Origin of the sequence: Streptomyces nymphaeiformis (genome assembly GCF_014203895.1) — a bacterium.
In the GTDB taxonomy this organism is placed as follows: domain Bacteria; phylum Actinomycetota; class Actinomycetes; order Streptomycetales; family Streptomycetaceae; genus Streptomyces; species Streptomyces nymphaeiformis.
In genome coordinates, this window is sequence record NZ_JACHJY010000004.1 from 573,567 (window position 1) to 599,107 (window position 25,541).

Annotated in this window: 23 protein-coding genes and 1 tRNA gene; 7 read left to right on the forward strand and 17 right to left on the reverse strand. The window is 72.3% G+C overall.

Going from position 1 to position 25,541, the window contains the following annotated elements:
• Positions 1-173 precede the first annotated feature (173 nt).
• Positions 174-854 (reverse strand): FadR/GntR family transcriptional regulator, encoded by a 681-nt coding sequence (locus tag GGE06_RS16710; protein ID WP_116159910.1) that lies wholly within the window; start codon positions 852-854, stop codon positions 174-176.
• A gap of 135 nt (positions 855-989) precedes the next feature.
• On the opposite strand from GGE06_RS16710, the gene lpdA reads away from it, so the two are divergent.
• Together lpdA and GGE06_RS16720 are read left to right on the forward strand one after the other, a co-directional pair.
• Positions 990-2,393 carry a dihydrolipoyl dehydrogenase gene (gene lpdA, locus GGE06_RS16715; protein ID WP_116159909.1) on the forward strand — a complete coding sequence of 468 codons (1,404 nt, stop codon included), beginning with the start codon at positions 990-992 and terminating at the stop codon, positions 2,391-2,393.
• 35 nt (positions 2,394-2,428) lie between these two features.
• Complete coding sequence (locus GGE06_RS16720; protein ID WP_116159908.1) at positions 2,429-3,103, forward strand: rhomboid-like protein; 675 nt, start codon at positions 2,429-2,431, stop codon at positions 3,101-3,103.
• A 132-nt stretch (positions 3,104-3,235) separates the two neighbouring features.
• Here GGE06_RS16720 and GGE06_RS16725 read toward each other — a convergent pair whose 3' ends face one another.
• The 9 genes from GGE06_RS16725 to GGE06_RS16765 form a co-directional block, all read right to left on the reverse strand.
• Positions 3,236-4,042, reverse strand: a complete 807-nt coding sequence (locus GGE06_RS16725) for an HAD family hydrolase (protein WP_116159907.1) — start codon at positions 4,040-4,042, stop codon at positions 3,236-3,238.
• On the reverse strand, positions 4,039-5,328 hold the full coding sequence (serS, locus tag GGE06_RS16730; protein ID WP_116159906.1) for a serine--tRNA ligase: 1,290 nt from the start codon (positions 5,326-5,328) through the stop codon (positions 4,039-4,041). Before serS ends, GGE06_RS16725 begins: the two co-directional genes overlap by 4 nt.
• Before the next feature lie 487 nt (positions 5,329-5,815).
• Positions 5,816-6,751, reverse strand: coding sequence for a prephenate dehydratase (gene pheA, locus GGE06_RS16735; protein WP_116159905.1), 936 nt, complete (start codon positions 6,749-6,751; stop codon positions 5,816-5,818).
• 132 nt (positions 6,752-6,883) lie between these two features.
• Positions 6,884-8,149, reverse strand: a complete 1,266-nt coding sequence (gene efeB, locus GGE06_RS16740; RefSeq protein ID WP_116159904.1) for an iron uptake transporter deferrochelatase/peroxidase subunit — start codon at positions 8,147-8,149, stop codon at positions 6,884-6,886.
• Positions 8,150-8,154: 5 nt separating this feature from the next.
• Entirely contained in the window at positions 8,155-10,092 is a 1,938-nt protein-coding gene (locus GGE06_RS16745) for a copper resistance CopC/CopD family protein (RefSeq protein ID WP_184931146.1), read from the reverse strand.
• Between the two features lie 24 nt (positions 10,093-10,116).
• The gene (locus GGE06_RS16750; protein WP_116159902.1) at positions 10,117-10,569 is read right to left on the reverse strand and encodes a copper chaperone PCu(A)C; all 453 of its coding nucleotides are present in this window, start codon (positions 10,567-10,569) and stop codon (positions 10,117-10,119) included.
• Positions 10,566-11,285: an SCO family protein gene (locus GGE06_RS16755; RefSeq protein WP_181924569.1), complete on the reverse strand. Its 720-nt coding sequence runs from the start codon at positions 11,283-11,285 to the stop codon at positions 10,566-10,568. The genes GGE06_RS16750 and GGE06_RS16755 overlap by 4 nt, the downstream gene beginning before the upstream one ends.
• 42 nt (positions 11,286-11,327) lie before the next feature.
• The gene (locus GGE06_RS16760; protein ID WP_184931147.1) at positions 11,328-12,080 is read right to left on the reverse strand and encodes a YcnI family copper-binding membrane protein; all 753 of its coding nucleotides are present in this window, start codon (positions 12,078-12,080) and stop codon (positions 11,328-11,330) included.
• 120 nt (positions 12,081-12,200) lie between these two features.
• Complete coding sequence (locus GGE06_RS16765) at positions 12,201-12,983, reverse strand: hypothetical protein (protein ID WP_184931148.1); 783 nt, start codon at positions 12,981-12,983, stop codon at positions 12,201-12,203.
• A 226-nt stretch (positions 12,984-13,209) separates the two neighbouring features.
• Between GGE06_RS16765 and GGE06_RS16770 the strand changes: the two genes are divergently transcribed.
• A complete protein-coding gene (locus GGE06_RS16770) occupies positions 13,210-13,668 on the forward strand; it encodes an ATP-binding protein (protein ID WP_116159899.1) in 459 nt (152 codons plus the stop codon).
• A 67-nt stretch (positions 13,669-13,735) separates the two neighbouring features.
• On the opposite strand, the gene GGE06_RS16775 is transcribed toward GGE06_RS16770, so the two are convergent.
• Together GGE06_RS16775 and GGE06_RS16780 are read right to left on the reverse strand one after the other, a co-directional pair.
• Entirely contained in the window at positions 13,736-15,202 is a 1,467-nt protein-coding gene (locus GGE06_RS16775) for an aminopeptidase P family protein (protein WP_116159898.1), read from the reverse strand.
• A 130-nt stretch (positions 15,203-15,332) separates the two neighbouring features.
• Positions 15,333-16,802 carry a PP2C family protein-serine/threonine phosphatase gene (locus GGE06_RS16780; protein WP_184931149.1) on the reverse strand — a complete coding sequence of 490 codons (1,470 nt, stop codon included), beginning with the start codon at positions 16,800-16,802 and terminating at the stop codon, positions 15,333-15,335.
• 504 nt (positions 16,803-17,306) lie between these two features.
• Here GGE06_RS16780 and GGE06_RS16785 point away from each other — a divergent pair.
• Both GGE06_RS16785 and GGE06_RS16790 read left to right on the forward strand, forming a co-directional pair.
• Positions 17,307-18,098, forward strand: a complete 792-nt coding sequence (locus GGE06_RS16785; protein WP_116159896.1) for a bifunctional DNA primase/polymerase — start codon at positions 17,307-17,309, stop codon at positions 18,096-18,098.
• Between the two features lie 134 nt (positions 18,099-18,232).
• Positions 18,233-18,823 carry a hypothetical protein gene (locus GGE06_RS16790; RefSeq protein ID WP_184931150.1) on the forward strand — a complete coding sequence of 197 codons (591 nt, stop codon included), beginning with the start codon at positions 18,233-18,235 and terminating at the stop codon, positions 18,821-18,823.
• A gap of 221 nt (positions 18,824-19,044) precedes the next feature.
• Here GGE06_RS16790 and GGE06_RS16795 read toward each other — a convergent pair whose 3' ends face one another.
• The 3 genes from GGE06_RS16795 to GGE06_RS16805 all read right to left on the reverse strand — a co-directional run bounded on the left by GGE06_RS16795 (position 19,045) and on the right by GGE06_RS16805 (position 21,983).
• Positions 19,045-20,022, reverse strand: coding sequence for a DUF5926 family protein (locus GGE06_RS16795; RefSeq protein WP_116159895.1), 978 nt, complete (start codon positions 20,020-20,022; stop codon positions 19,045-19,047).
• A gap of 432 nt (positions 20,023-20,454) precedes the next feature.
• The gene (locus tag GGE06_RS16800; RefSeq protein ID WP_221518128.1) at positions 20,455-21,102 is read right to left on the reverse strand and encodes an ATP-binding protein; all 648 of its coding nucleotides are present in this window, start codon (positions 21,100-21,102) and stop codon (positions 20,455-20,457) included.
• A 59-nt stretch (positions 21,103-21,161) separates the two neighbouring features.
• Positions 21,162-21,983, reverse strand: a complete 822-nt coding sequence (locus tag GGE06_RS16805) for a glycerophosphodiester phosphodiesterase (RefSeq protein WP_184931151.1) — start codon at positions 21,981-21,983, stop codon at positions 21,162-21,164.
• Between the two features lie 197 nt (positions 21,984-22,180).
• On the opposite strand from GGE06_RS16805, the gene GGE06_RS16810 reads away from it, so the two are divergent.
• The gene (locus tag GGE06_RS16810; RefSeq protein WP_116159892.1) at positions 22,181-23,611 is read left to right on the forward strand and encodes a S1C family serine protease; all 1,431 of its coding nucleotides are present in this window, start codon (positions 22,181-22,183) and stop codon (positions 23,609-23,611) included.
• 44 nt (positions 23,612-23,655) lie between these two features.
• Here the strand turns inward: GGE06_RS16810 and GGE06_RS16815 are convergent, their stop codons facing one another.
• Positions 23,656-24,501, reverse strand: coding sequence for an MHYT domain-containing protein (locus GGE06_RS16815; RefSeq protein ID WP_184931152.1), 846 nt, complete (start codon positions 24,499-24,501; stop codon positions 23,656-23,658).
• 162 nt (positions 24,502-24,663) lie between these two features.
• Here GGE06_RS16815 and GGE06_RS16820 point away from each other — a divergent pair.
• Positions 24,664-24,753 (forward strand) — tRNA-Ser (locus GGE06_RS16820).
• A gap of 198 nt (positions 24,754-24,951) precedes the next feature.
• Here GGE06_RS16820 and GGE06_RS16825 read toward each other — a convergent pair.
• Positions 24,952-25,536, reverse strand: coding sequence for a hypothetical protein (locus GGE06_RS16825; protein WP_184931153.1), 585 nt, complete (start codon positions 25,534-25,536; stop codon positions 24,952-24,954).
• Positions 25,537-25,541: the final 5 nt, after the last annotated feature.

The following is a 25,541-nucleotide window of genomic DNA, read 5'->3' on the forward strand; positions in this document are numbered from 1 at the left end:
GCCCCGCGCCCCGGCGTCCGTAAGTGCCCCCGAGCCCCGCGCCCCGGCGTCCGTAAGTGCCCCCGAGCCCCGCGCCGCCGGGCCCGTACCGGCCCCGGAACCCGTACCCGTGCCAAGGCCCGAGGCCGTACCCGCACCCGCTCCGGAGTCCGCGTCCGTGCGCGTCCCCCGGCTCACTCGGCCTGCTCCGTCAGCGCGGTGACCGCCTCCATCGGGACCCGCAGCAGTTCGCGGGCCTCACGTTCCGCGGCGTCCTGGTCGCCGGACTCGACGGCCGTCACCAGGGCCTCGTGGGCGTCGATGTCGACCGGGGGCATCTCGCGGTCGCCGAGGGCCTCCACGAGGACCTCGTGCACCTGCGCGGAGAAGAAGCGGTACACCTCGACGAAGGCCGCGTTGTGCGTCGCGCCGACGAGCGCGAGGTGGAAGGCGAGGTCCGCGTCCGCGTCCCGGTCGCCCTCCTCCCGCAGGGTGGTCAGGGCGTCCCGCAGCCGCCGCAGGTCGTCGGCGTCGCGCCGGGCGGCCGCGAGCCGGGCGGCCTCGGCCTCCAGGGCGATCCGCAGTTCGAGGACGTCGGCCGCGCCCGCGTGCCGGACCCCGCGGAGCACCGCGGCCGGGTCGGCGGTCGACCTGACGAAGGTGCCGTTGCCCTGGCGGGACTCCAGGAGGCCCGCGTGGACCAGGACCCGCACGGCCTCGCGGACGGTGTTGCGGCCGACGCCGAGCTGCTGCGCGAGCTCGTGCTCGGTCGGGATGCGGTCGCCGACCGCCCACTCCCCGTCGGTGAGCTGCGTGCGCAGCTGTTCCACCACGGAGTCCACCAGCGAGGTCCGCCCCGCCGCCTTCAGTGCCATCGAAATCCTCTATTCGCCCGGTTGCCCAGTCATCCTACAAGTGACCTCCCTCGCGTCCCCGACCGGGCCGCAGCGACCGGACTACTGTGGGCTCGTACGTGTGCCGAACACCCTCACCACCCTCGGGAGTCAGTCATGTCAGACCGCTTCGACGTCGTCGTACTCGGAGCTGGCCCCGGCGGCTACGTCGCCGCCATCCGCGCCGCCCAGCTGGGCAAGCGGGTCGCGGTCGTCGAGGAGAAGTACTGGGGCGGTGTCTGCCTGAACGTCGGCTGCATCCCCACCAAGGCGCTGCTGCGCAACGCCGAGCTCGCCCACATCTTCAACCACGAGGCCAAGACCTTCGGCATCAAGGTCGACGGCACGGTCACCTTCGACTACCGCGAGGCGTTCAGCCGCAGCCGCACGGTCGCGGACGGCCGCGTCAAGGGCGTCCACTTCCTGATGAAGAAGAACGGGATCACCGAGTTCGACGGCCGGGGCACCTTCCTCGACGCGAACACCCTCCAGGTGGCGAAGTCCGACGGCACCACGCAGACGATCACGTTCGACAACTGCATCATCGCCACCGGCGCCTCCCCGCGCCTGCTGCCCGGCACCGCCCTCAGCGACCGCGTCGTCTCGTACGAGCAGCAGATCCTCGCCGAGGACGCCCCGCAGTCGATCATCATCGCCGGCGCCGGCGCGATCGGCATCGAGTTCGCGTACGTCCTGAACAACTACGGCACCAAGGTCACCATCGTCGAGTTCCTCGACCGGATGGCCCCGCTGGAGGACGAGGAGGTGTCCAAGGAGCTCGCGAAGCAGTACCGCAAGCTCGGCATCGACGTCCTCACCTCGACCCGCGTCGAGGCCATCGACGAGTCCGGCCCGCAGGTCCGCGTCACCGTCACCGGCAAGGACGGCGTCCAGAAGGTCCTGGAGGCCGACAAGGTCCTGCAGGCCATCGGCTTCGCGCCGAACGTCTCCCACTACGGCCTGGAGAGCACCGGCGTCGCCCTGACCGAGCGCGGCGCCATCGACGTCGACGGCCGCTGCCGCACCTCCGTGCCGCACATCTACGCCATCGGTGACGTCACCGCGAAGCTGATGCTCGCGCACACCGCCGAGGCCATGGGCGTCATCGCCGCCGAGACCATCGCGGACGCCGAGACGATGGAGCTCGACTACCCGATGATCCCGCGCGCGACCTACTGCCAGCCGCAGATCGCCAGCTTCGGCTACACGGAGGCCCAGGCGCGCGAGAAGGGCTACGACGTCAAGGTCGCCAAGTTCCCGTTCATGGCGAACGGCAAGGCGCACGGCCTCGGCGACTCGACCGGCTTCGTGAAGATCGTCGCCGACGCGAAGTACGGCGAGATCGTCGGCGCCCACCTGATCGGCCCCGACGTCACCGAGCTGCTGCCCGAGCTGACGCTGGCCCAGCAGTGGGACCTCACGGTCCACGAGGTCGCCCGGAACGTGCACGCGCACCCGACGCTCGGCGAGGCCGTGAAGGAAGCGATCCACGGTATTGCCGGACACATGATCAATTTCTGAGGTTTCTCCAAGCTCCGGGTGATAGGCACTGAAAGGTGCCGAGCGAAACCTCACCGGGTGGCGAACCGTCCCGGCCGATCAGGTCGTGGGTGCGTTCGTCACCCGGTACGCATGTGTGGCTGGCGGTCATCGCGATCACCAGCCTCGTCATCGCGCTCTCCCCGCACGGCCTGGAGACCTATCTCCTGCACCGCAACAGCAGCAATCTGTACCAGCTCGCACACCACCCGATGCGGGCGCTGCTCGGCAGTGCGTTCTGGATCGAGAACCCGGCCGACTTCCTGCTGTACGCGGTGCTCTTCGAGGTCTTCCACGCCCCCGTGGAACGCTGGCTGGGCACCCCGAAATGGTTCCTCACCGTCGCCGGCGCCCACGTCGCGGCCACGCTCATCAGCCAGCAGGTGGTCCTGGCGGCCATCCAGCTCCACGACGTGCCGCGCAGCATGGCGCACGTCGTCGACATCGGCGTCAGCTACGGCCTCGCCGCATCGGCCGGCATCCTGACCTACCGGCTGCCCACGCCCTGGCGCTGGCTCTACCTCGCCGTGGTGACGGCGTTCTTCCTCGTACCGCTCGCCGCCGACCGCACCTACACCGACCTCGGCCACGCGATCTCGCTGGCGATCGGCCTCGGCTGCTACCCGCTGACCCGCGGGGCGCCGCCCCCGGGAAAACCAGTCGCCGTCGAACGCCCGCCCGGCGCACACTAGTTGCACGGGGGGACACGGGGGATCCCCCCGGGTGCGGCCGCTTCGAGCGCGTGGACCCCGGTCCGCGCGGGCCGTGAACCGTGAAGGCCCGCTCCCCTCGGGGGAGCGGGCCTTCGTGCGGAAGCCGGCCGGTCAGGCCGAGAGCAGGCGCTCCAGGACGAGCGCGATGCCGTCCTCCTCGTTCGAGGCGGTCACCTCGTCCGCCACCGCCCGCAGCTCCTCGTGCGCGTTGCCCATGGCCACGCCGTGCGCCGCCCAGCCGAACATCGGGATGTCGTTCGGCATGTCGCCGAAGGCGATCGTCTCCGCGGCCTTCACGCCGAGCCGGCGCGCCGCGAGCGACAGACCGGTCGCCTTGCTCAGGCCGAGCGGGAGGATCTCCACGATGCCCGGGCCCGCCATGACGACGTCCACGAGCCCGCCGACCGTGCCCCGCGCGATCCGGGTCAGCTCGTCGTCGGTCAGCGTCGGATGCTGGATGTACAGCTTGGTCAGCGGCGCCGACCACAGCTCCGCCGGGTCCTCGTACGCCACGTACGGAATCGGCCTTCCCAGCGGCCGGTAGCCGGGGCCCATCAGGACGTCGCCGTCCAGACCGTCACGGCTGGCGGCCACCGCGAGCGGGCCCACCTCCGCCTCGATCTTGGAGAGGGCGAGCGCCGCGAGCTGCCGGTCCAGGGTCAGCGAGGTCAGCAGCCGGTGCTCACCGGCGTGGTAGACCTGCGCGCCCTGCCCGCACACCGCGATCCCCTGGTAGCCGAGGTCGTCGAGGACGTGCCGGGTCCAGGGCACCGCCCGGCCGGTGACCACGATGTGCGCGGCACCCGCCGCCGTCACGGCGGCGAGCGCGTCCCGTGTGCGGTCCGAGACGGACTCGTCGTCCCGCAGCAGCGTTCCGTCGAGGTCCGTCGCGACCAGGCGGTAGGGGAAGGGGCTCACTTGGCGATCGGCTCCAGGACCTCGCGGCCGCCGAGGTACGGGCGGAGCACCTCGGGCACCCGCACCGAACCGTCGGGCAGCTGGTGGTTCTCCAGGATCGCCACGATCGTGCGCGGTACGGCGCACAGCGTGCCGTTCAGGGTGGCCAGCGGCTGGACGACCTTCTTGCCGTCCTTGTCGTCGCGCATGCGGACGGAGAGGCGGCGGGCCTGGAAGCTGTCGCAGTTCGAGGCGGAGGTCAGCTCGCGGTACTTGCCCTGGGTCGGGATCCACGCCTCGCAGTCGAACTTGCGGGAGGCGGAGGCGCCGAGGTCACCGGTGGCGACGTCGATGACCTGGAACGGCAGCTCCAGGGAGGTCAGCCACTGCTTCTCCCACTCCAGGAGCCGCTTGTGCTCGTTCTCCGCGTCCTCCGGCGCGACGTACGAGAACATCTCGACCTTGTCGAACTGGTGGACGCGGAAGATGCCCCGGGTGTCCTTGCCGTACGTGCCGGCCTCGCGGCGGAAGCAGGGCGAGAAGCCCGCGTACCGCAGCGGCAGCTTGTCGGCCTCGATGATCTCGTCCATGTGGTACGCGGCGAGCGGGACCTCGGAGGTGCCGACGAGGTAGTAGTCGTCCTTCTCCAGGTGGTACACGTTCTCCGCGGCCTGGCCGAGGAAGCCGGTGCCCTCCATGGCGCGCGGGCGGACCAGCGCGGGGGTCAGCATGGGGATGAAGCCGGCCTCGGTGGCCTGGGCGATCGCGGCGTTGACCAGGGCGAGCTCCAGGAGGGCGCCGACGCCGGTCAGGTAGTAGAAGCGCGAGCCGGAGACCTTGGCGCCCCGCTCGACGTCGATGGCGCCGAGCGCCTCGCCCAGCTCCAGGTGGTCCTTGGGCTCGAAGCCCTCGGCCGCGAAGTCGCGGATGGTGCCGTGCGTCTCGAGGACGACGAAGTCCTCCTCGCCGCCGACCGGGACGTCCGTGTGGACGATGTTCCCGAGCTGGAGCAGCAGCTGCCTGGCCGTCTCGTCGGCCTCGTTCTGCTCGGCCTCGGCGGCCTTGACGTCGGTCTTGAGCTGCTCGGCCTTCTGCAGGAGCTGGGCGCGCTCCTCGGGGGTGGCCTTGGGGATCAGCTTGCCGAGCGCCTTCTGCTCGGATCGGAGCTCGTCGAAGCGGACGCCGGACGACCTGCGCCGCTCATCGGCGGAGAGCAGGGCGTCGACGAGCGCGACGTCCTCTCCACGGGCGCGCTGGGAGGCGCGAACACGGTCGGGGTCCTCACGGAGCAGGCGAAGGTCAATCACCCCACCAGGCTACCGGTGCGCGTTCGCGTGCCCCCACCGGATAAGGGGGCGCGTGTTGATTCGCCCGAATTGAGAGTTGTGGAAATGTCGGCCGGGGGCCCGGCTCATTCACTTATCCACAGGCTGTGCGGAAGATCTGTGGACTACGGGGAAGGGCGCGTGGATTTCCCTCATCGCGCCTGGGAATTCCGTGATCAAACACCATTCACGCACTCATTTGGGTGGGAATTACTCGCTCCAACGGGTGGGTCCCCAGAGGGTTGCTGACGAGTGTGCCGGTGGGGCGCTGTGGATGACGCACGTGATGTCGGGGGGTGAGTGGGGCGATTTGTCGACCTTGTCTCGACGAGGTGTCGACTTGTCCCCAGGTCTCACCCGACCCCTGTGGATAACCTCTGTGGGTAACTGAAAAGTATGCAGGTAGGACTAGTGGTTCGTACCTGTGGACGAACGCTCACACCGCCGGGAGCATTCGGCCACCATCGACTCAGGCCCGACCGTCCTGGGCCCTCGCCAGCCAGTCGGAGGCCTCCATGAACTCCAGGTCCGAAGTCCCGCGCCGCAGCGCCGACACGTCCTCGACCGCGACACCCGCCCGGGGGTACGAGCCGAGGAACCGCACCTTGGGGCAGATCCGCTTGAGGCCCATCAGCGCCTCGCCCACCCGCCGGTCCGAGATATGGCCCTCGGCGTCCACGGCGAAGCAGTAGTTCCCGATCCCCGCCCCCGTGGGCCGGGACTGGATCAGCATCAGGTTCACCCCGCGCACCGCGAACTCCTGGAGCAGTTCGAGGAGGGCACCCGGATGATCGTCACCCAGCCACAGCACCACCGAGGTCTTGTCCGCGCCCGTCGGGGCCGCCGGCCGGGCGGGCCGGCCCACCAGCACGAACCGGGTCTCGGCGTTCTCCGCGTCGTGGATCTCCGTGACCAGCGCCTCCAGGCCGTACGTCGCCGCCGCGAACTCCCCCGCGAAGGCGGCGTCGAACCGGCCCTCCTGCACCAGCCGGGCCCCGTCCGCGTTCGAGGCCGCCGACTCCCACACCGCGTCGGGCAGGTGCGCCCGCAGCCAGTTCCGGACCTGCGGCTGGGCCACCGGGTGGCCCGTGACCGTCTTGATCTCCGAGAGCTTCGTCCCGGGCCGGACGAGCAGCGCGAAGGCGATCGGGAGGAGCACCTCGCGGTAGATCATCAGCGGCTCGCCGGAGGCCAGCTCGTCCAGGGTCGCGGTCACCCCGCCCTCGACCGAGTTCTCGATCGGGACGAGCGCGGCGGCCGCCTCCCCGTTCCGTACGGCGTCGAGGGCGGCCGGGACCGAGACCATCGGGACGAGTTCCCGCGTCGCGGCCTCGGGCAGCGTGCGCAGCGCCGCCTCAGTGAAGGTGCCTTCGGGGCCGAGATAGGTGTACCGGGTGGCGGACATACCGTCACCCTAATGGTCGCCGCCGCTGCGGGCGGCCGCCCGAGCGAGGCCTTTCACCCCTCGGACGGCGGCCCGCCCGGACCGGTTCGGCGCCCGCCCGGACCGGTCCGGCGCCCGCTCCGGCCGACGCGGTCAGGCCTCCAGGAGGCGCTGGCCCACGTACTCGCCCTCGGTGGGGCCGCCCGGGACGGCGAAGAGGCCGCTCGCCTCGTGGCGGATGAACGCGGACAGCGCGTCGCCCCGGTCGAGCTTGCGCTGCACCGGGACGAAGCCCCGGAGCGGGTCCGCCTGCCAGCAGACGAAGAGGAGGCCCGCGTCCGGCGTGCCGTCCGGTCCGATCCCGTCGTGGAAGGAGAACGGCCTGCGCAGCATCGCCGCCCCGCCGTTCTGTTCGGGGGCGGAGATCCGGGAGTGGGCGTTGTCGGGGATCACCGGCTTGCCGTCCGGCCCGAGCTTGTCCAGGTCGAGCTCGGTGGTCTCGGAGCCGCCGGTGAGCGGGGCCCCGTCGGACTTCCGGCGCCCGATCACCTTCTCCTGCCGGTCCAGCGGCAGCTTCTCCCAGTCGTCGAGCAGCATCCGGATCCGGCGCACCACCGCGTACGAACCGCCGGCCATCCACTCCTGCCCGCCGCCGGCCGGGACGAAGATCCGCCGGTCGAAGTCGGGGTCCGTGGGCTTGGGATTGCCCGTGCCGTCGACCTGGCCCATCAGGTTCCGGGCGGTCATCGGCTTGGCGGTGGCGCCGGCCGAGCGGTTGAAGCCGTTCATCTGCCAGCGCACCCGGGCCGCGTCCCCGGCGTCCTTCTGGACGGCGCGCAGCGCATGGAAGGCGACGAGCGCGTCGTCCGCGCCGATCTGCACCCACAGGTCGCCCTCCGAGCGCCGGGGGTCCAGGGCGTCGGCGGAGAAGGCGGGCAGCGGGTCCAGCTCGGCGGGGCGGCGCGAGGTGAGCCCGGTGCGGTCGAAGAAGGTCCGGCCGAAACCGAAGGTGACGGTGAGGGAGGACGGGCCCGCGTCGAGCGCGATGCCGGTGTCCTCGGCCGGGGCCTTGCCCGACATCAGCGCCTTCGCCGTGGCCGACCAGCGGCGCAGCAGGGCGGCGGCCTCCTTGCGGCCGGCGCCCGGGGCGAGGTCGAAGGCGATCAGATGCCCGCGGGACTGGAGGGGGGTGGTGATGCCGGCCTGATGTTTCCCGTGAAACATCACCGCGGTCGAGCCGACGGTGGTCAGGGCGGGGGAGCCGCCGGAGCCGGTCCCGGCGGCGGTGTCGTCGCCGGACAGGGCTGCGGAGATCCCGACGCCGCCGGCCGCGCCGGCGACGAGGCCGGCCGCGCCCGCCGCGCCGGCGACGCCGAGCAGGCGCCGCCGGGAGAGATCGAGGTTGTCGCTGTCGGTCACTGGGCTCAGCCGATCTTCACGTTCTTGTCGATGGTGGTCTGGTCGATCTCGGAGGTACGGACGGTCACCTGGATCTTCCATTCGCCGGGCATCGGGATCTGGACGCCGCCGGCGCTCCAGTGTCCGGTCTGGATCCGGTCGGGGGCGACGGGCAGCGGGCCCACGTTCTTCGCCTCCAGGGTGAGGGCGAGCTTGATCTCGGGGACGTCCAGCGGCTTGCCGTTGGGGCGCTCGACGAAGATGTGCAGCGCGTTGGCACCGGTGCGGCCGGGGTCGAGGCTGAGACGGACGACGCCCTTGCCGTCGACGCCGCCGGTGTCGAAGGGCAGCCGGATGTCGACGGGCCGGTCGGGCACGGCGGCCGGGCCGGAGGCGGCGGTGGTCCGCCCGGCCTCTTCCTCCGTGCGGCCGGGCTCGGTGGAGGTGAGGACCGTGGTCACGGCGAGGAGGACGACGGCGACGGCGGCCTCGGTCAGCACCGAGCGGCGCAGACCGGTCCGCTCGGGGTCGGCGTCCCGCTCCCGCTTGCGCCGCGCGGTGGCGACGGCGGCCCGCTGCCGGGCGAGCTGCGCGGCCCGCTCGGGATCGGCGTCGCCGGCCGGCTCGTCCGCGGCCCCGGTCTCGGTATCCGGCTCGTCCACAGTCTCGGTCTCGGTCTCGGTCTCCGGCTCCTCCGCTCCCGCTGCCGACTCCCGCGGCGACGGGTCCGCCAGGCGCCGGGTCCAGCGGCGGGAGATCCAGGCGATGCCGATGAGGACCGTCATGAGGCCGATCTTGACCAGGAGCAGCTGGCCGTACCGGGTGCCGGTCAGCGCGGACCAGGAGCCGACCTGGCGCCAGGACTGGTAGAGCCCGGTGGCGGCGAGGACGGCCACGGAGCCGAAGGCCACCTTGGAGAAGCGCTCGACGGCGGAGCGCTCGACGGACGGCGCCCGGTAGAGGGCGACGAGGAGCACGGTGAGGCCGCCGAGCCAGGCGGCGACGGCGAGGAGGTGCAGGATGTCGACGGGCATGGCGATGCCGGGCTGGAGACCGGTCGAGGCGTGCTCGGCGAGGGCCCAGGTCCCGGCGATGCCGGCGGCGACGACGGTGCCGCCGATGCCGAGACCGAAGGAGAGGTCCTTCTTCTCCTTGGGGTCGGTGCGGCGGGCGTAGGCGCCGAAGAGGACGGCCACGAAGAGCGCGGCCGCGCCGAGGAGCAGCAGCCGGGAGGTGAGCGCGGCGCCGGTCTTCGTCTCCAGGACGGCCCGCAGGCCCGCCAGGTCGAAGGCGTCGGCGAGCTTCCCGGAGCCGGTGTACGGGCTGCGCAGGAGCAGCATCGCGAGCGTGGCGCCGGTGAGGGTCAGCCAGCCCCGGACCACCGTCTGCTGGACGGGGCGGACGCTCGCGCCGCGCGGCCAGCAGACCAGGACGAAGGCGCCGCCGCCGACGAGGACGGCGAACCCGGCGTACGAGAGGTAGCGGGCGATCCCGTAGAGGGCGCCGACGAGGCCGCCGCCGACCGCCTGGTCGGGCAGGGCGACGGAGGTCGTGGAGGGGGCTCCGATGGAGAAGGTGAAGGCGCCGGCGACGGGGTGGCTGTCGGACGAGACGGCCTGCCAGGCCACGGTGTACGTGCCGTCGGGCAGTCCGGCGCGGAGCCCCACCCCGTACCGGACGACGGAGCCGCTGCACAGGTTGCGGATCTCGCCGGTGTCGGCCCGGCGGCCCGCCGGGTCGAGGACCCGGATGGAGTCGGCGCTCATGGCGACCTGTTCGGAGAAGGTCAGGTTGACCTCCTTGGGGGCGGTGGCGACCACCGCCCCGTCCTTCGGGTCGCTGCCGGTGAGCGCCGCGTGCGCGGAGGCGGGCGCGGCGCCGGCGAGCAGCGTGCCGAGCAGCGCGGCCGCGAGGATCAGCAGCCGGGCCAGGGCGTTGCCGAGGCGCGGGGCGGTGGTTGTCATCTCTGAGTCACTCCGTCAACGAGCTCAGTGCTGCTGCGGGTTGTGGTTGGCTGCTTCGACGGGGACGTCGACCTTGATCGGGTCGGACTTCTCGAAGTGCAGCTCGATGCTGACCGTGTCGCCCTGCTTGGGCGTCTTCTTCAGCTCCATGAACATGATGTGGCTGCCGCCGCGTTCGAGCTTCAGCTCGCCGTTGGCGGGGATGTCGAAGGACTTCACCTCCTGCATCTTCTGGTTCTTCGACTCGTGGATGGTGACGTCGTCCGAGATCGGGCTGGTGACGGAGGTCAGCTTGTCCGCCGTGTCACTGCCGTTCTTGATCGTGAGGAAGCCGCCGGCCATGTCCATCACCGGCTGGGGCATGTACGCGCCGCTGACCTCCAGGTCGGGCTTGCTGTCGGAGGACGAGCACCCGGTCAGCGCGAGCGCGGCGGCGAGGGCCACGGCGGCGGACAGGGCGGTGGTGCGGCGGGTCACGGGTTCTCCCCCTTGATGATCTTCGGCAGGTCCTTGGCGTAGTCGTCGACGCTCGCGTCCTCGCCGTACAGGACGTAGCCCTGGTCGGTGGTGGGCGAGAAGGCGATCACCTGGGCGCCGTGCATGGAGACGACGTTGCCGTCCTTGTCCTTCGTCGGCGGGTCGATGCCGATGCCGATCTGCCGGGCCCCCGCCTGGATGGCGGAGAAGTCGCCGGTGAGACCGGTGAAGGAGGGGTCGCCGGCGGCGGGCAGCCACTTGGCGAGCTCGGCGGAGGTGTCCCGCTCGGGGTCGGTGGTGACGAAGACGACCTGGAGCTTGTCCTGGTCGGCCTTGGGGAGCTTCTTCTTGGCGATGGCGATGTTGCTCATCGTCAGGGGGCAGACGTCGGGGCAGTGCGTGTAGCCGAAGTAGATGAGCGTCGGCTTGCCCTTGGTGCGCTCCCGCAGGTCGTACTTCTGGCCCTTGGTGTCGGTGAGGACGAGCGCGGGCTTGGTGAAGGGCCGGTCGAGGACGGTGGCGGCCTTCGTGGAGTCGGAGCCGCCGGAGACGACGGCGACCGAGGAGCCGGAGCCGGCGGGCTTGTCGTCGTTGCCGCCGAGGCCGACGGCGGCGGTGATGCCGAGCGCGGCGACGATCGCGACGGCCGCGATCACCAGCGGCGTGCGCCGCCCGGGACGGGCCGATGCCGCCCCGGGCGTCTTCTCTTCAGACATGGTGCTTCTTTCGGATGACGAGCGAGGGTGAGGGCGCGGCCGTCAGGCCGAGCGGCGGCGGCCGGCGAGGAGGCCGAAGGCGACGCCGGCGATGCCGACGAGGATGCCGACGACGCCCAGGACACGGGCCGTGGTGTCGGAGGAGGAGGACGCGGCGGCGGTCTCCTCGTGGTCGGCCGTCTTGGCGTCGTGACCGGCCTTCTCGTCCGCCCCGGCGGAGGCGGACGGAGCGGCGCCGCCGTGGTGGTCCTCGTCGGCGGAGGCGGCGGAGAGCTTCAGGACGGGCGCCGGGTTCTCCGGCTCCTCCGCGCCCTCCTTCTGCTCCTCGATCCAGCGCACGACCTCCTTGTTGTCGTACGTCTGGATCGCCTTGAGGACCAGCTCGTCGGTGTCCTCCGGCAGCTGGCCGAGGGAGAGCGGGAACTGCTGGAACTCACCGGGGCCGATCTTCGAGCCGTCGGCGGTCCAGGTGACCTTGGAGACGGCCTCGTTGATCTTCTTGCCGTGCATCTCCAGCGGCTTGTCGAGCTTGCTCTTGGTCACCACGGCCTTCCAGCCGGGGACGGGCTGCGGCATGACGGAGGCCAGCGGGTGGTCGAGCGGGAAGTTGACCTCGACCTTCACGGTGGAGGCGTTGTCGCGCTCGTTCGGGACCTTGAGGTTGACGGTCGCGTAGCCGCCCTTGGCCGCCTCTCCCTGCGGCTGCACGCTGACGTGCGCGAAGGCGGTGCCGGAGAGCAGCACGACGGAGGAGAGGGCGATGCCGCCGGCGAGGACGGTGCGGGAAACGTTCATGGCAGAGGACACTCCAGCTCGGAAGAAGGATGCGGGAGTCCGGCGCGCCCGGGGACAGGGGTCCCGCGCGGGCGTGCGGACGGGCGCGGCCCGCTGACGTCGAGCGTCGAGCGGTCCGCGTCAGGCTGCGAGGACGCAGTGGGCGGCCGGGGGGCCGCGCCTGATCACCGTGTGCTGGAGTGCCTCGGCCACCGGCGGCGGCGAGGAGTCGAAGGCGGTGCGGAGGCTCCGCCGCGGTCCCGTGCCCGGCGCGGCCGGAAGCCCGGCGAGCAGGGCCCGTACGAAGGAGAGCGCGGTCCGCAGGGAGCGCACCACGGCGCATTCGGCGAGCTCCGTCGCGCCCTGCTCGGAGAGCTCCACGAGCCGGCCGAGGGCGCGGTCGCCGCGGCGCAGCAGCCAGCCCGTGGCCAGGGCGGCCAGGAGGTGGCCGAGGAGCATGGGCAGACCGGGCAGCAGCTCTCCGGCGGGCGTGGCCGCCCCGCCGACCATGTGTCCCATGTGGGCGTGCGCGGTCGCCGGGTCGAGCCCGGCGTCGGTGATGATCCGGGTGGCGTCGGCGGGGGTGAGCGAGGCGGCGCCCGCTCCGCAGACCAGCCGGGCGGCCGTCCGGATCAGGGCGTCGTCGGCCTGGTCGCTCAGGGCGAGCTGCCGCTGTCCGAGCCCGAAGAGCACGTGCAGGCCGAGCTGCCCGCCGGCGAGGGCGCCGACGACGAGGCCGAGGGAGCGTTCGCGCCCGGCCAGGAGCACGGCGACCCCGAAGACGTAGAGGAATCCGGCGACGAGGGTCCACAGGGCGATGCCGGCGCAGGCGGCGAGGGCGTGTCCCAGCGCGGACAGCACGACGCAGACCGCGGTGAACACCGCGGCCCTCAGCAGCCGTGGAGCGAGCGCGGGGGCAGTCATGGCGGGCCCATCATCGCACCACGCGCGGCACCGCCATGCGGCAGGTCCGGAAGGTCGTTCTTGGGGGTCTTCGCGGCGAGATACGCCGACCGTCAACCTGACATACACCGGTGCACCCGCCAGGTGCATCCGCCGAACGAGCGCTCTTGACGCCTCCTCGCGCTTACGGAGCGTCCGCCCCGGCAATAGGTATCGGTATGTCGAGCCGCTGCCGGGAGGCTGGAGCATGAGCATCTGGTGGTCACTCCATCTGCGGCGCGAGGCCGCGAGCGTGCCGCTCGCACGGAGGCTTCTGCTGGGCACGATGGAGACGGCGGGTGTCGATCCCGACGTGTCGTACGAGTTGTCGGTCGCACTGACCGAGGCGTGTGCCAACGCCGTCGAGCACGGCGGCGCGGCCGGTCCCGGGGAAGGGCGCGCGGAGCCGGGCGGGGCGTACCGGGTGACGGCGTACCTGGACGGCGAGACCTGCCGCATCGAGGTGGCCGACTCGGGCCCGGGCTTCCCGGGAAGCGCCGGCCGGGCCGCCCCCTCGGACGACGCCGAGCACGGCCGGGGGCTGCGCCTGATCGAGGAGCTGGCCGATCACGTCCAGTTCGGCAACCGCTCGGGCCGGGGCGGCGCCGTGGTCAGCTTCGACAAGATCCTGAAGTGGCGGGACAGCCCGTCGCTGCTTCTCGCATAGCGGCGCACGGGGAAGGGCCCCCGCCGGTCGGTCGGCGGGGGCCCTTCGGTTCCAACGTACGCGGAGATCAGCCCTTGAGCGCGGCCATCCACGCCTCGACCTCGTCGGCGCGGCGCGGCAGCGCCTCCGAGAGGTTCCGGTTGCCGTCCTCGGTGACGAGGATGTCGTCCTCGATCCGGACGCCGATGCCGCGGTACTCCTCCGGCACGGTCAGGTCGTCGGCCTGGAAGTACAGACCGGGCTCGACGGTCAGGCACATGCCCGGCTCCAGGGTGGTGTCCACGTACATCTCGGTGCGCGCGGCGGCGCAGTCGTGGACGTCCATGCCGAGCATGTGGCCGGTGCCGTGCAGGGTCCAGCGGCGCTGGAGGCCGAGCTCCAGGACGCGCTCGACCGGGCCCTCGACGAGGCCCCACTCGACGAGCTTCTCGGCGAGGACGCGCTGGGCGGCGTCGTGGAAGTCGCGGTAGGCGGCGCCGGGCTTCACCGCGGCGATGCCGGCCTCCTGCGCCTCGTACACGGCGTCGTAGATCTTGCGCTGGAGCTCGGTGTACCGGCCGTTGATCGGCAGGGTGCGGGTGATGTCGGCGGTGTAGAGCTCGGTGGTCTCCACGCCGGCGTCGAGCAGCAGCAGGTCGCCGGAGCGGACGTCGCCGTCGTTGCGGACCCAGTGCAGGGTGGTGGCGTGCGGGCCGGCGGCGCAGATGGAGCCGTAGCCGATGTCGTTGCCCTCGACGCGGGCGCGCAGGAAGAACGTGCCCTCGATGTAGCGCTCGCTGGTGGCCTCGGCCTTGTCGAGGACCTTGACGACGTCCTCGAAGCCGCGGGCGGTGGAGGCGCAGGCCTTCTCCAGCTCGGCGACCTCGAAGGCGTCCTTCACGAGGCGGGCCTCGGAGAGGAAGACCCGCAGTTCCTCGTCGCGCTCGGCGGTGACCTTGTCGGTCAGCGCGGCCTCGATGCCGGCGTCGTGGCCGCGGACGGCGCGGACGGGGCCGGTGGCCTCCTTGAGGGCGGCGGCGAGCTCGCGGACGTCCTTCGCCGGGACGCCGAGGAGCTGCTCGGCCTCGGCGAGGGAGTGGCGGCGGCCGACCCACAGCTCGCCCTGGCCGTCGAGCCAGAACTCGCCGTTCTCGCGGTTGGAGCGCGGCAGCAGGTAGATCGTGGCCTCGTGGCCGTCGGCGGTGGGCTCCAGGACGAGGACGCCGTCCTGGGTCTGGTCGCCGGTGAGGTACGCGTACTCGGTGGAGGCGCGGAAGGCGTACTCGGTGTCGTTCGACCGGGTCTTCAGGTTCCCGGCGGGGATCACGAGGCGCTCGCCCGGGAAGCGGGCGGAGAGCGCGGCGCGGCGGGCGGCGGTGTGGCCTGCCTGGGCGATCGGCTCCAGGCCGTGCAGCTCGGTGTCGGCCCAGCCGGACTTCATGTTCTCGGCGAGCTCGTCGGACACGCCCGGGTAGAGGCCGTTCTTCCGCTGCTTGATCGCCTGCTCTTCGGTCTCGGTCTCTTCCGGGGTCTCCGGGGTGAGCTCCTCGGCCACGGGTCTGCCTCCTCTTGGTACGACACTGAACCCCCACCATCGTACGGTCGTACGGAAGGGGGCCCAGGGCCGGAAGACCCATTACCGGAATCTCACACTCCGGTCATCGGAGGTCACGCGACGGCGCGGCTCACTCGAAGCGCGCGGCGAGCAGGACCACGTCCTCCCCGTCCACCACCGGGTCCAGGCCCTCGGGGAGCAGGGTCCGCAGGACGTGGTCGGCGACGGCGCCCGGGTCGCCCCGGTCCGCCCTCGGCACGCTCGCGGCGGCCGCGTGGAGCCGGGCGAAGGCCCGGTCCATGGCGTCGCCGGTACGCCGCAGCAGCCCGTCCGTGTAGAGAAGCACCGTTTCTCCGGGCGCGGGGGACAGCTCCACGCTCGGCGCCTCCCAGCAGGAGAGCATCCCGAGCGGGGCCGACAGCGAGGTCTCGACGAACTCGGTGCGGCGGTCGCCGACGACCAGCGGCGGGCAGTGCCCGGCCCCGGCGAGGACGATCCGGCGCTGCGCGGGCTCGGCGTACGCGAAGAGGGCGGTCGCCGAGCGCGCGGGCTCGGTGATCCGCAGCAGCAGCTCCAGGTCGGAGAGGACGGCGACGGGGTCCTCGCCCTCCATCACCGCGTACGCCCGGAGGGAGGCGCGCAGCCGGCCCATGGCGGCGAGGGCGCTGGGTCCGGTGCCGGAGACGGAGCCGACGGCCAGTCCGAGGGCGCCGTCGGGCAGCGGCAGCGCGTCGTACCAGTCGCCGCCGCCGAGCGGTCCGGTGCGGTGACGGGCGGCGAGCTGGACGCCGGGGACGCGGGGGAGCCGGCTGGGGAGCAGCTCCTCGGCGACGGTGGCGACCTGGACGCGGGCGCGCTCGACCTGGAGGAGCCGGGCGAGGTGCTCGGTGGCGAAGCGGCCGTACAGCCCGATGAGGTGGCGCTGCCGGTCGCCGGGTTCGGCGGGCTCGTCGTAGAGCCAGACGACCGCGCCGAGCCGGCCGGCGTCCTCGGTGGCGAGGGGCAGGGCGTAGCTGGCGGCGTAGCCGAGGCGGGCGGCGACCTCGCGGTGGCGCGGGTCGAGGCCCTCCTCCGTACGGACGTCGCGGATGGCGATCGGGTCGGGGACGCGCTCGGGGTGCCCGGGATCGGGGAGGCCGTCGAGGAGGCGGCCGTAGCTGGTGGCGCCGCGCGGCACGGTCTCGATGGTGCCGAGGTCGGAGTGGGCGAGGCCGAGGCCGATGGTGCTGGTGGGGCCGCGGCCGTCGGCCGGTTCGAGGACGGCCATGCCGCGGCGGGCGCCGACGAGCGCGGCGCCGGCGCCGAGGACCTCGCGGAGGGCCTCGTCGAGGGAGGAGGTCCTGATGAGGCGCTCGGTGAGTTCGTGGAGGGTGGTGAGGTCGGAGACCCAGGAGGCCAGCCGGTCCTGGATCAGCGCTCCCGGGGGGAGGGCCGCGTCGGCGGGCCCGGCCGCCGCGGGTACCCCCGGGAGGGGCGACGTAGTGTGCGGGGACCCGGGAACCGTGGAATCGATTCCGGCCACTTTCGGCATGTGTGGGGCGCTCATGACGGTCGGCTTTCCGACCGGTGCGTTTGACGCCAAAGCATCGCAAACCCCCATGTCAATCTGAGCCGCTCGATGCATCCACATGTACACGCACAAGAGGAACGATGTCCAGCATTGTCCCCACGGGACTTGTGGTGTCCGTGAGGTCGTGCGAGAGGGTTGAAGTACGCGGGAAGTTGGCTGAAAATTGCCCCCGGTGTGCACCTTTTGCGGTCGACTGGCGTCGTTTGAAAGCGCGTCATTCCAAGCGTGCTGGGTACGTAATCGGTGACAGGCAGGGGTAGTTGACACCGCCCCGGAACGTGACGCGGAACCCCGGCGTCTTTCCCGCCGCAGGCCGCAACCCGTCACCGAGTGGCGGGGAACGTGTTCTGACCCGCTCCGGCTCTGACCTGGCTCCACCCGGTTCCTCCGGGATCCACCCGGCACCGGCCCGGTCCGCCCCGCTCCTTCGAGGGCCGGCACCCCGCCGACCCGGCGCGCGCTGATACGCACGGTGAAGTGTTCTGCACATGGTGTGATGTGGATTCGGCGTTCAACGGAAAGGAACGAGCGCTCATGCGCGAGATCCTCGGAAGGCGACGCAGGCTCCGGTTCCGGCGCAAGGAGAGGACCGCCCGGCTCGACGCCGCGGTCGCCTTCGCGGTCGAGTGGAACTGGCCCGTCCTGCCGGGCGCGAGCCTGAGAGCGACGACGACGACCCGTACGGGCGCGAGCACGGGCGCGAGGACCCGTACGGCCACGGGCGCAGGCCCGGGAGCGGCGACCCCTGCGGCCACGGGAGCGGCCTGTTCCTGTCCCGACCCCGACTGCGTGGTGCCCGGCGCGCACCCCTACGAACCCGGACTGCTCGCGGCCACCACGGACGAGCGCATGGTCCGCTGGTGGTGGACCCGGCGCCCTGACGCCCCGGTGGTCCTCGCCACCGGCGGCCGCGCGCCCTGCGCGGTCAGCCTCCCCGCGGTGGCGGGCGCGCGGGCGCTCGCGGCGCTCGACGCGGCGGGCATGCGGCTCGGCCCGGTGGTGGCGACCCCGACCCGGTGGTCGATCCTCGTCGCCCCGTACGGCCTCGAACGTCTCGGCGAGCTCCTCTACGCGAAGGACAGTGTGCCCAGCTCGCTGCGGTTCCACGGCGAGGGCGGCTACCTGCTCCTGCCGCCGTCGGTCGCGGGCACCGGACAGGTCCGCTGGGAGCGGGCGCCTTCCCCAAGCTCTCAACTTCGTTCGAGCAGGGGAGGCCCCACTGCCGGCTCGGCCCGGCCCTGGCTGCCCGACGTCGAGGCGGTGGTCGACGCCCTGGTCGAGGCGAGCACGAGCACGCCGGGCGGCGGGAGCCGGCTGAAGTACTGAGGTCGGCCGGACGCCGGTACTGAGGTCGGCCGGACGCACCGCTTCACCCGAACGGGTGTGTCCTCGTCCGACTTGTAGGGGAAACGGGCGCGCGGCCCGCCGGGCGCCCGGATCCCGCGGCTATGTTCACCCCCATGAGCCCGGTGAACCCCCGCGTGGTCGGACTCGGGACCGCCGTCACGGTCGCCGTCCTGCTGCCCCTCGTCGCCATGGCGGGGCCGACGGGGGAGCCCGTGCGGCCGTCCGGGGCGAGTGCCGGGGGCGACGCGAAGGCCGGGGACCTGCTGAGCGGGCTCGGCCTGGGACCCCGTACCCCCGCCTCCGCCGCTCCGGCGACCCCCGCGCCTTCCGCCACGCCTTCCGTCTCCCCCGAACGCGTCACGCGCTGCGGACCGGAACTCGCCTCCCCCGAAGGAGCCGAGGCGCAGACCTGCGTCCTGAGCGAGGGACCCGACGTCTGGGCGCGGACCTACTACCGGAACGCCACCGGCCGACAGCTCGACGCGTTTCTTGTCCTCATGGGCCCCGGCGGGCGCACCGTGCAAGTGGACTGTCCCGTCCCGGCGCAGGACGAACCGGGAACCTGCGAAACGCCGAGGGAGCGCGGGCGGGGTGCGGCCGCGGCGTATACGGCGGTCGCGGAATTCACGGGAGCGGGTGAGGGTGACGCCACTCCGCTGCTGCTCCGCGCGGGAAGCAACACGGCGGACGGCGAGGGAAGTTGAACGTCGGACGCCCCGGGCCTGCCGGAAGCGGACATGGAAAGGCCCGGTCGCTGGCGACGGGGGATGCACCAGCGACCGGGCTTCAAGAACGGTAACAAGAGATCTGCTGTTCGCAAATTCGATCTCGGTTATTCGGACAGGGAATTGTCAGGTCGAGGACCCGCTTTGTGGCGGAAGTCACCGACCGGTCGGTCTGTCAGTGACCGATACCACCTGGGGTATCAGCTGAGAGTCACCTGACGGTTCGTGAGACCGCCGCGCGCCCGGCGCTCCTCCGCCGTCAGCGGAGCGTCCGAGGCGAGCGCCGCGGCGAGCCGCTCGGCGAACTCGGCCGCCGGCTTCTCGCAGTCCTCGGCGGTCATGGAGGACGGCAGGTCCCACACCGGCACCATCAGACCGTGGGCCCGGAAGGAGCCGACGAGCCGGGTGTCGGCGCCGAGCGAGGTGCCCTCGCCGGCCTGGAGGCGGGCCAGCGCGTCGAGGAGCTTCTCCTCCTCGTGCGGCATGACCCAGCGCAGGTGGTTCTTGTCCGGAACCTCGCACCAGTACGCGGAGTCGACGCTCGCGAGCTTCACGGTCGGGATCGCGGCCGCGTTGGCCCGCTCGAGGGAGGCCGAGACCTCCGGGTCCGCGCCGTCCGCGGACTGCGGGATCCAGAACTCGAAGCCCGAGTGGACCTCCGGGACGAACGGCGCGTCCGCGTCGAGCAGCTCCTGCAGGCGCGGGCCCTCGGCCGGCACGCGGCGCGCGGGGACCGGGGTGCCCGGCTCCGCCTCCAGGGCGCGCTGGAGGGTGTCGGCGAGGTCGCGGGCCAGGTCGCCGGAGGTGGAGTCGTTCTGCAGGGCCAGCAGGACGGAGCCGTCGTCGCGGCGGAGCGCCGGCCACGCCATCGGCAGCACGGTCGCGAGCGTCACCGACGGAACGCCCTCGGGGAGCCCGCCCTTCAGGGTGAGCGGCACGGTCGCGGCCGGCACCAGCTCGCGCAGCGCGACCCAGTCGCACTCGCCGGGCAGACCCTCGAAGGGGCGCTGGACGAGCTCGGTCACGGCGTGCGCGGCGGCCCGGCCGTGACACGCCTTGTAGCGGCGGCCCGAACCGCACGGGCACGGCTCGCGCGCGCCGACGACCGGGATCTCCCCGCTCGTGACCTGTGCCTGGCCGGCCTTGCCGGCCTTCGTCTGGGGGCGCTTCTTGGCCATGGTGTGGCTTTCTCCCGATCGCGGCTGCTGTATCGGGCGCGAGCCTAGCCGCACCGGCGCCCGCCACGGTTCAGGCGGGGCGCGCGAGGCCACGGGCGTGCGGTACGGCCGCGCCGGGTGGTACGGGGAGGGGCGCGGCTCCGGCTGCGCCTGCGACACGGCTGCGCCCGCGGTGCGGGGCCGGTAGGGCCGGAGCCGCGGTGCGCCCGCTCCCGTCGTGCGGAGGCGCAGGCCGCGCAGCCCGCGTCCGTCGCCTCCCGGCGTCCGTCGCCTCCCGGCGTCCGTCGTCTCCCCGCGTCCGTCGCCTCCCGGCGTCCGTCGCCTCCCGGCGTCCGTCGCCTCCCGGCGTCCGTCGCCTCCCGGCGTCCGTCGCCTCCCGGTGTCCCGCCGCCCCCCGGTGCCCCGTTGCTCCCCGCCGTCCGTGAGGGCCCGTCAGTCCAGGTCGTCGTACGCGTCCAGGAAGTCGAAGCTCGAACCGCCGCCGACGCGGGTCGCGAAGTCCTCGCGGCGGTGGCCTTCGGTGACCACCACCCAGACCGTGACCTCGCCGGTCGCGCTGTCCCGTACGCCCCAGTCCTGGGCCAGCGCGCCGATGATGTTCAGCCCGCGGCCGCCCCGCGCCGTGACCGAGGGCGTCGACGGGACGGGCCTGGTCGGGCCGCCGCCGTCGGTCACCTCGACCCGCAGGCCGCCCGCCGGGTCGACCCGCCAGGCCGCCCGCACATCGCCCTCGCCCCGCTCCGCGTGCCCCAGCGGCCTGCCGTACCGACAGGCATTGCTGAGCAGCTCGGAAAGGATCAGCACCGCGTCGTCGACGACCGATTCGGCCACCCCGCTGCGGTACAGCTCGTCCCGCATCCGGTGTCGCGCCTCACCCACGCCCGCAGGGCCATGGGGTACGGCCATGCTCGACGACGTGGGCACCTCCTGTGCCACCACCAACGCCACCCCCGAGACCTCCTTTGCCCCACGCCACGGTGTGGATGCCCCAATGGCCTGGACCGGAAACCGGCCAATCCGTGTGGGATGAGGCACTCGTGACGATCGCGTACGCACGGAACGCGCCGGTGCACACCCCATGAGGCGTGTTGTCCCCTGTGACGGACGGGAAACCAGTGACGCGAGAGGCGCCCCGGAGCTCAGTCGCGGCCCAGCTGGGCCAGTACCTGCTTCGGGCGGTTGGTGATGATCGCGTCCACGCCGAGCCGCTCGCAGAGCTCGACGTCCTCCGCCTCGTCCACCGTCCACACGTGGACCTGGTGCCCGGCCTTCTGCAGCCGCAGGATCACCGCGGGATGGTGCCGGACGATCCGGATCGACGGACCCGCGATGCGCGCGCCCGCGGGAAGCCGTCCGTCGCGCAGGCGCGGCGAGACGAACTGGGCGAGCGAGACGGTGGGCAGCGTCGGCGCCGCGGCCGCGATCCGGTGCAGGGACCGCGCCGAGAAGCTCATGACGCGTACGGGGGACTCGGCGGCGGACGCGGGCGCGTCCAGGCCGAAACGCTTCAGGAGCTGGAGCAGCCGCTCCTCCACCTGCCCGGCCCAGCGGGTCGGGTGCTTCGTCTCGATGGCCAGCTCGATCCGGCGCCCCGCGTCGGAGACCAGCTCCAGGAGCCGCTCCAGGGTGAGGACGGACGTGAGTCCGGAGTCCCGCCAGTCGGGGCTCTCGCCGGAGTCGTCCCGGCCCTTCCAGGTCCCGAAGTCGAGGGCCGCGAGGTCGGCGAGTTCGAGCGCGGACACGGCGCCGCGGCCGTTCGACGTGCGGTCGACGCGCCGGTCGTGGACGCAGACGAGATGGCCGTCGGCGGTGAGCCGGACGTCGCACTCCAGGGCGTCGGCGCCGTCCTCGATGGCCTTCACATAGGCGGCCAGGGTGTGTTCCGGTGCGTCCTCGGACGCGCCTCGGTGGGCGACGACCTGGAGGGGGACGCGGTTCGGGTGCTGCCGTGCGTGAGTCACCGCGTCATGGTGCCATTGGCGGGGCGGCGCGGGCACCTCGGAGGCTGTCCGTTCTGTCCTTATATAAAGGATGGGGTGCCAATGCACAGCTCCGCCTTACAGCGGCCTGACGTCCTGTGGGAAAAGCTGGTGCAGCACCCTGGAGCCCGTACGAGCACGTACACCAGACCCCGCGCAGTCAACGAGGAGAGCGAGCTGTGAGCACCGAGAACGAGGGCACGCCGGTTCCGGCGGACCCGGCTGCGCCGTCCACCCCTCCGACGCCGCCGTCCATGGAGAAGCCCGCGGCGGAGCCGGCCCCGCAGGCCGCCGCCCCGCAGGAGGACGAGCCGACGGCGGTCCAGGCCCCGGTCCCGTCCCCCGCCCCTGACCAGACGCCCGCCGCCGCGCCCGCGCCCGCCCCCGCGGCCGCCGCGCCCGCCGGTGGCTGGCCGCCGCCCCCGCCGGCCGTCCCGGCCTGGGGCGCCCCGCACCCGCCCGTGCCCCCCGCTCCCGAGGCCCCGCGCCGGCGGATCGGCGGCCTCGTCGCGGCGGTGCTCGTCGCGTCGCTCGTCGCGGGCGGCATCGGCGGCGGCATCGGCTACTGGGCGGCCGAGCGCGGCGACAACGGCTTCAGCTCGACGACGGTCTCCTCGGGCCAGGCCCCGGCCTCGTTCAAGCGCGACCCGGGGACGGTCGCCGCGGTCGCGGCGAAGGCCCTGCCGAGCGTGGTCACCATCCAGGCGAAGTCCGGCGGCCAGGACGGCGAGGGCGGTACGGGCACGGGCTTCGTCTACGACCAGGAAGGCCACATCGTCACCAACAACCACGTGGTGGCGTCGGCGGCGGACGGCGGCACGCTGTCCGTGACGTTCTCGGACGGCAAGACGTACGACGCGGAGGTCGTCGGCCGGGCACAGGGCTACGACGTGGCGGTCATCAAGCTGAAGGCCGCCCCGAAGGGGCTGACGCCGCTGCCGCTCGGGGACTCCGACAAGGTGGCGGTCGGCGACTCGACCATCGCGATCGGCGCCCCCTTCGGCCTGTCGAACACGGTGACGACCGGCATCGTCAGCGCCAAGAACCGCCCGGTGGCCTCGGGCGACGGTTCCGGCGGCAGCAACTCGTACATGAGCGCGCTGCAGACGGACGCCTCGATCAACCCGGGCAACTCCGGCGGGCCGCTGCTCGACGCGAGCGGCGCGGTGATCGGCATCAACTCGGCCATCCAGTCGACCAGCGGCGGCGGTTTCGGCCAGTCGCAGGCGGGCTCGATCGGCCTCGGCTTCGCGATCCCGGTCAACCAGGCGAAGAACGTGGCCCAGCAGCTGATCAAGACGGGCAAGCCGGTGTACCCGGTGATCGGCGCGACCGTGAACATGAACGAGAAGGGCCAGGGCGCGACGATCGCCGGCCAGGGCTCCGGCGGCACGCCGTCGGTCACGCCCAACGGCCCGGCGGCGAAGGCGGGCCTGAAGGCCGGCGACGTGATCACGGCCTTCGGCGACCACCCGATCGACAGCGGCCCGACCCTGATCAGTGAGATCTGGACGTACAAGCCGGGCGACGCGGTGAAGATCACCTACGAGCGCGACGGCAAGACCGCCACGGCCACGGTGACCCTCGGCGAGCGCACCGGCGACAGCTGACCGGAGCGGGGGTGCACCGGCCGTCCGGTGCACCCCCCGTGCCGTCACACCCGCCGGTCGTCCGCCGGCCACGCGCTCGTCGCCGCGGACCCGGCGCCGCCGAACCCTCCGGCTCCCCCGATCTCGCCGATGTCGATCCGGGGGGCGTACGCCGGCTCGTCCTCGCCCATGATCAGCATGGGGTCGAGCATCACGACGGCCGCGGCGAGGACCAGGAAGATCAGCGGGCCGACCAGCATCGGCAGCACGTCGGGGAGCGACGAGCCCACGGCCGCGTGCGTGGCGTGGTCCACGCGCACGCTGAGGGCGGCCATGCCGGTGTAGTGCATGCCGGTCACGGCGACGCCCATGACGACACTCGCGCCCAGGCTGGCGAGGAAGCCGCGGATCGAGACCGCGGCCCACAGCGCGGCGGTCGCCGCGACGACGGCGATGACCACGGACAGGGCGACGACGGCCGGGTCGTACAGCAGTCGGCCGCCCATCCGCATCGCCGCCATGCCGAGGTAGTGCATGCCGGCGACCCCGAGCCCGGTGAGCGCGCCCGCGAGCAGCAGCGGGGCGGGCCGGGTGCCGCGGTAGCCGACGATGAAGACGCCGATGCCCACGACGACCACGGCCACGAGCAGGCTGAGGAAGGTCAGTCCGGCGTCGTACGCGATCGAGGTCTCCCGCACCTGGAAGCCGAGCATGGCGATGAAGTGCATGGTCCAGATGCCGCAGCCGATGGAGGCCGCTCCGAGCGCCAGCCAACCGGGCTTGCGCCGCTGCTCGGTACGGAGGGACCTGACCGTGCAGCGGAGTCCCAGTGCGCTTCCGAGGCAGGCCATCACGTACCCCATCAAGGGGGTGACCATGCCGTAACTGAAGCCGTCGATCGTGCCGTGCACCCTGCAGCCCTTCGCGAATCGCCCAAGCGACCCATATGTGGAGATCTTGTGAACAAGGGACTTTAACCCGGTTCTGGATCACCCCCACACCTCGCTCATCGCGGCCCCGCCTCCTCAGCCGGTACGCTGTAGCCCGCTCCGCCCCAGGTGGGCCGGGGCGAAGGTGGGTTGCCCGAGCGGCCTAAGGGAACGGTCTTGAAAACCGTCGTGGCAGCGATGTCACCGTGGGTTCAAATCCCACACCCACCGCCAGGTCAGAGAACGTGCTGATCAGAAGGGGTGTCCCGATTGAGGGGCACCCCTTCGGCATGGGTCCTGTCTCACCCTGGATCGCCTGTGTGCCGCTTTGGATCACCGTGTGTGGACCAGGCGTGGACCACGGTCCACCGGGCCGCAGTGCGTTGACCTGCACGTATATCGGCGCGGGGTCACCCTGGGGAATGTGGGCGGTCAGATGGTCGCTGGTCGCTCGGCTACCGCACGTCGTGCCGCTTCCACCAACTCGCCATGGACGTGACCAAGCTGCTCGCGGAGCCGCCCCTCGTCTGCTTGCTCAGCAGCCACCCTCTGGCTGTCTGTGGCCAGGAATGCGTCCATCCAGCGGTCCAAGCACTCCTTGTGGTCCTCCACTTGGAGCCGGAGAGCGCGGGCAGGCTGTAGGACGTCCTCAGAGACCAACAGCCGCAACTGGAAGTAGGTGTTCCTGATATCGGAGACCGCTTGCCCGATGGCACTTCCCATCTCGCCTGAGGCTGTGCTCTCGCCCTCCAATGCCCGGCTTATGTTTGACGCAGCGATCGCATACCTGTCGTACGCGGCTAGTAAGGCACGACATGACTCCAGACGTTGCCCACGAAGCCAATGCTCGTGGTTGATCGTTCCTTGATCATGTACCTGCCTGGCGGTGGCCCGTGCCGTCGTCTCTGCCCCGAGGCGGGCGCCCCTTGCCGCAGCGATGCCACCGACGGCGGCGCCGCTGATCGCACCCACGAGGCCAACCCCTGCGGTGATCAGTGCTACTAGTCCTTGGTCCATGAACG

Excerpts from the sequence above, each read along its gene's own strand:
- pheA (WP_116159905.1), bottom strand. The coding sequence starts at position 6,751 with ATGTCCGCCACCCGGTACACCTATCTCGGCCCCGAAGGCACCTTCACT.
- GGE06_RS16760 (WP_184931147.1), bottom strand. The coding sequence starts at position 12,080 with ATGAACGTTTCCCGCACCGTCCTCGCCGGCGGCATCGCCCTCTCCTCC.
- GGE06_RS16800 (WP_221518128.1), bottom strand. The coding sequence starts at position 21,102 with ATGGGGTGTGCACCGGCGCGTTCCGTGCGTACGCGATCGTCACGAGTG.
- GGE06_RS16785 (WP_116159896.1), top strand. The coding sequence starts at position 17,307 with ATGCGCGAGATCCTCGGAAGGCGACGCAGGCTCCGGTTCCGGCGCAAG.
- GGE06_RS16710 (WP_116159910.1), bottom strand. The coding sequence starts at position 854 with ATGGCACTGAAGGCGGCGGGGCGGACCTCGCTGGTGGACTCCGTGGTG.
- GGE06_RS16765 (WP_184931148.1), bottom strand. The coding sequence starts at position 12,983 with ATGACTGCCCCCGCGCTCGCTCCACGGCTGCTGAGGGCCGCGGTGTTC.
- GGE06_RS16770 (WP_116159899.1), top strand. The coding sequence starts at position 13,210 with ATGAGCATCTGGTGGTCACTCCATCTGCGGCGCGAGGCCGCGAGCGTG.
- lpdA (WP_116159909.1), top strand. The coding sequence starts at position 990 with ATGTCAGACCGCTTCGACGTCGTCGTACTCGGAGCTGGCCCCGGCGGC.
- GGE06_RS16825 (WP_184931153.1), bottom strand. The coding sequence starts at position 25,536 with ATGGACCAAGGACTAGTAGCACTGATCACCGCAGGGGTTGGCCTCGTG.
- GGE06_RS16795 (WP_116159895.1), bottom strand. The coding sequence starts at position 20,022 with ATGGCCAAGAAGCGCCCCCAGACGAAGGCCGGCAAGGCCGGCCAGGCA.
- GGE06_RS16780 (WP_184931149.1), bottom strand. The coding sequence starts at position 16,802 with ATGGGGGTTTGCGATGCTTTGGCGTCAAACGCACCGGTCGGAAAGCCG.
- GGE06_RS16745 (WP_184931146.1), bottom strand. The coding sequence starts at position 10,092 with ATGACAACCACCGCCCCGCGCCTCGGCAACGCCCTGGCCCGGCTGCTG.
- GGE06_RS16755 (WP_181924569.1), bottom strand. The coding sequence starts at position 11,285 with ATGTCTGAAGAGAAGACGCCCGGGGCGGCATCGGCCCGTCCCGGGCGG.
- GGE06_RS16790 (WP_184931150.1), top strand. The coding sequence starts at position 18,233 with ATGAGCCCGGTGAACCCCCGCGTGGTCGGACTCGGGACCGCCGTCACG.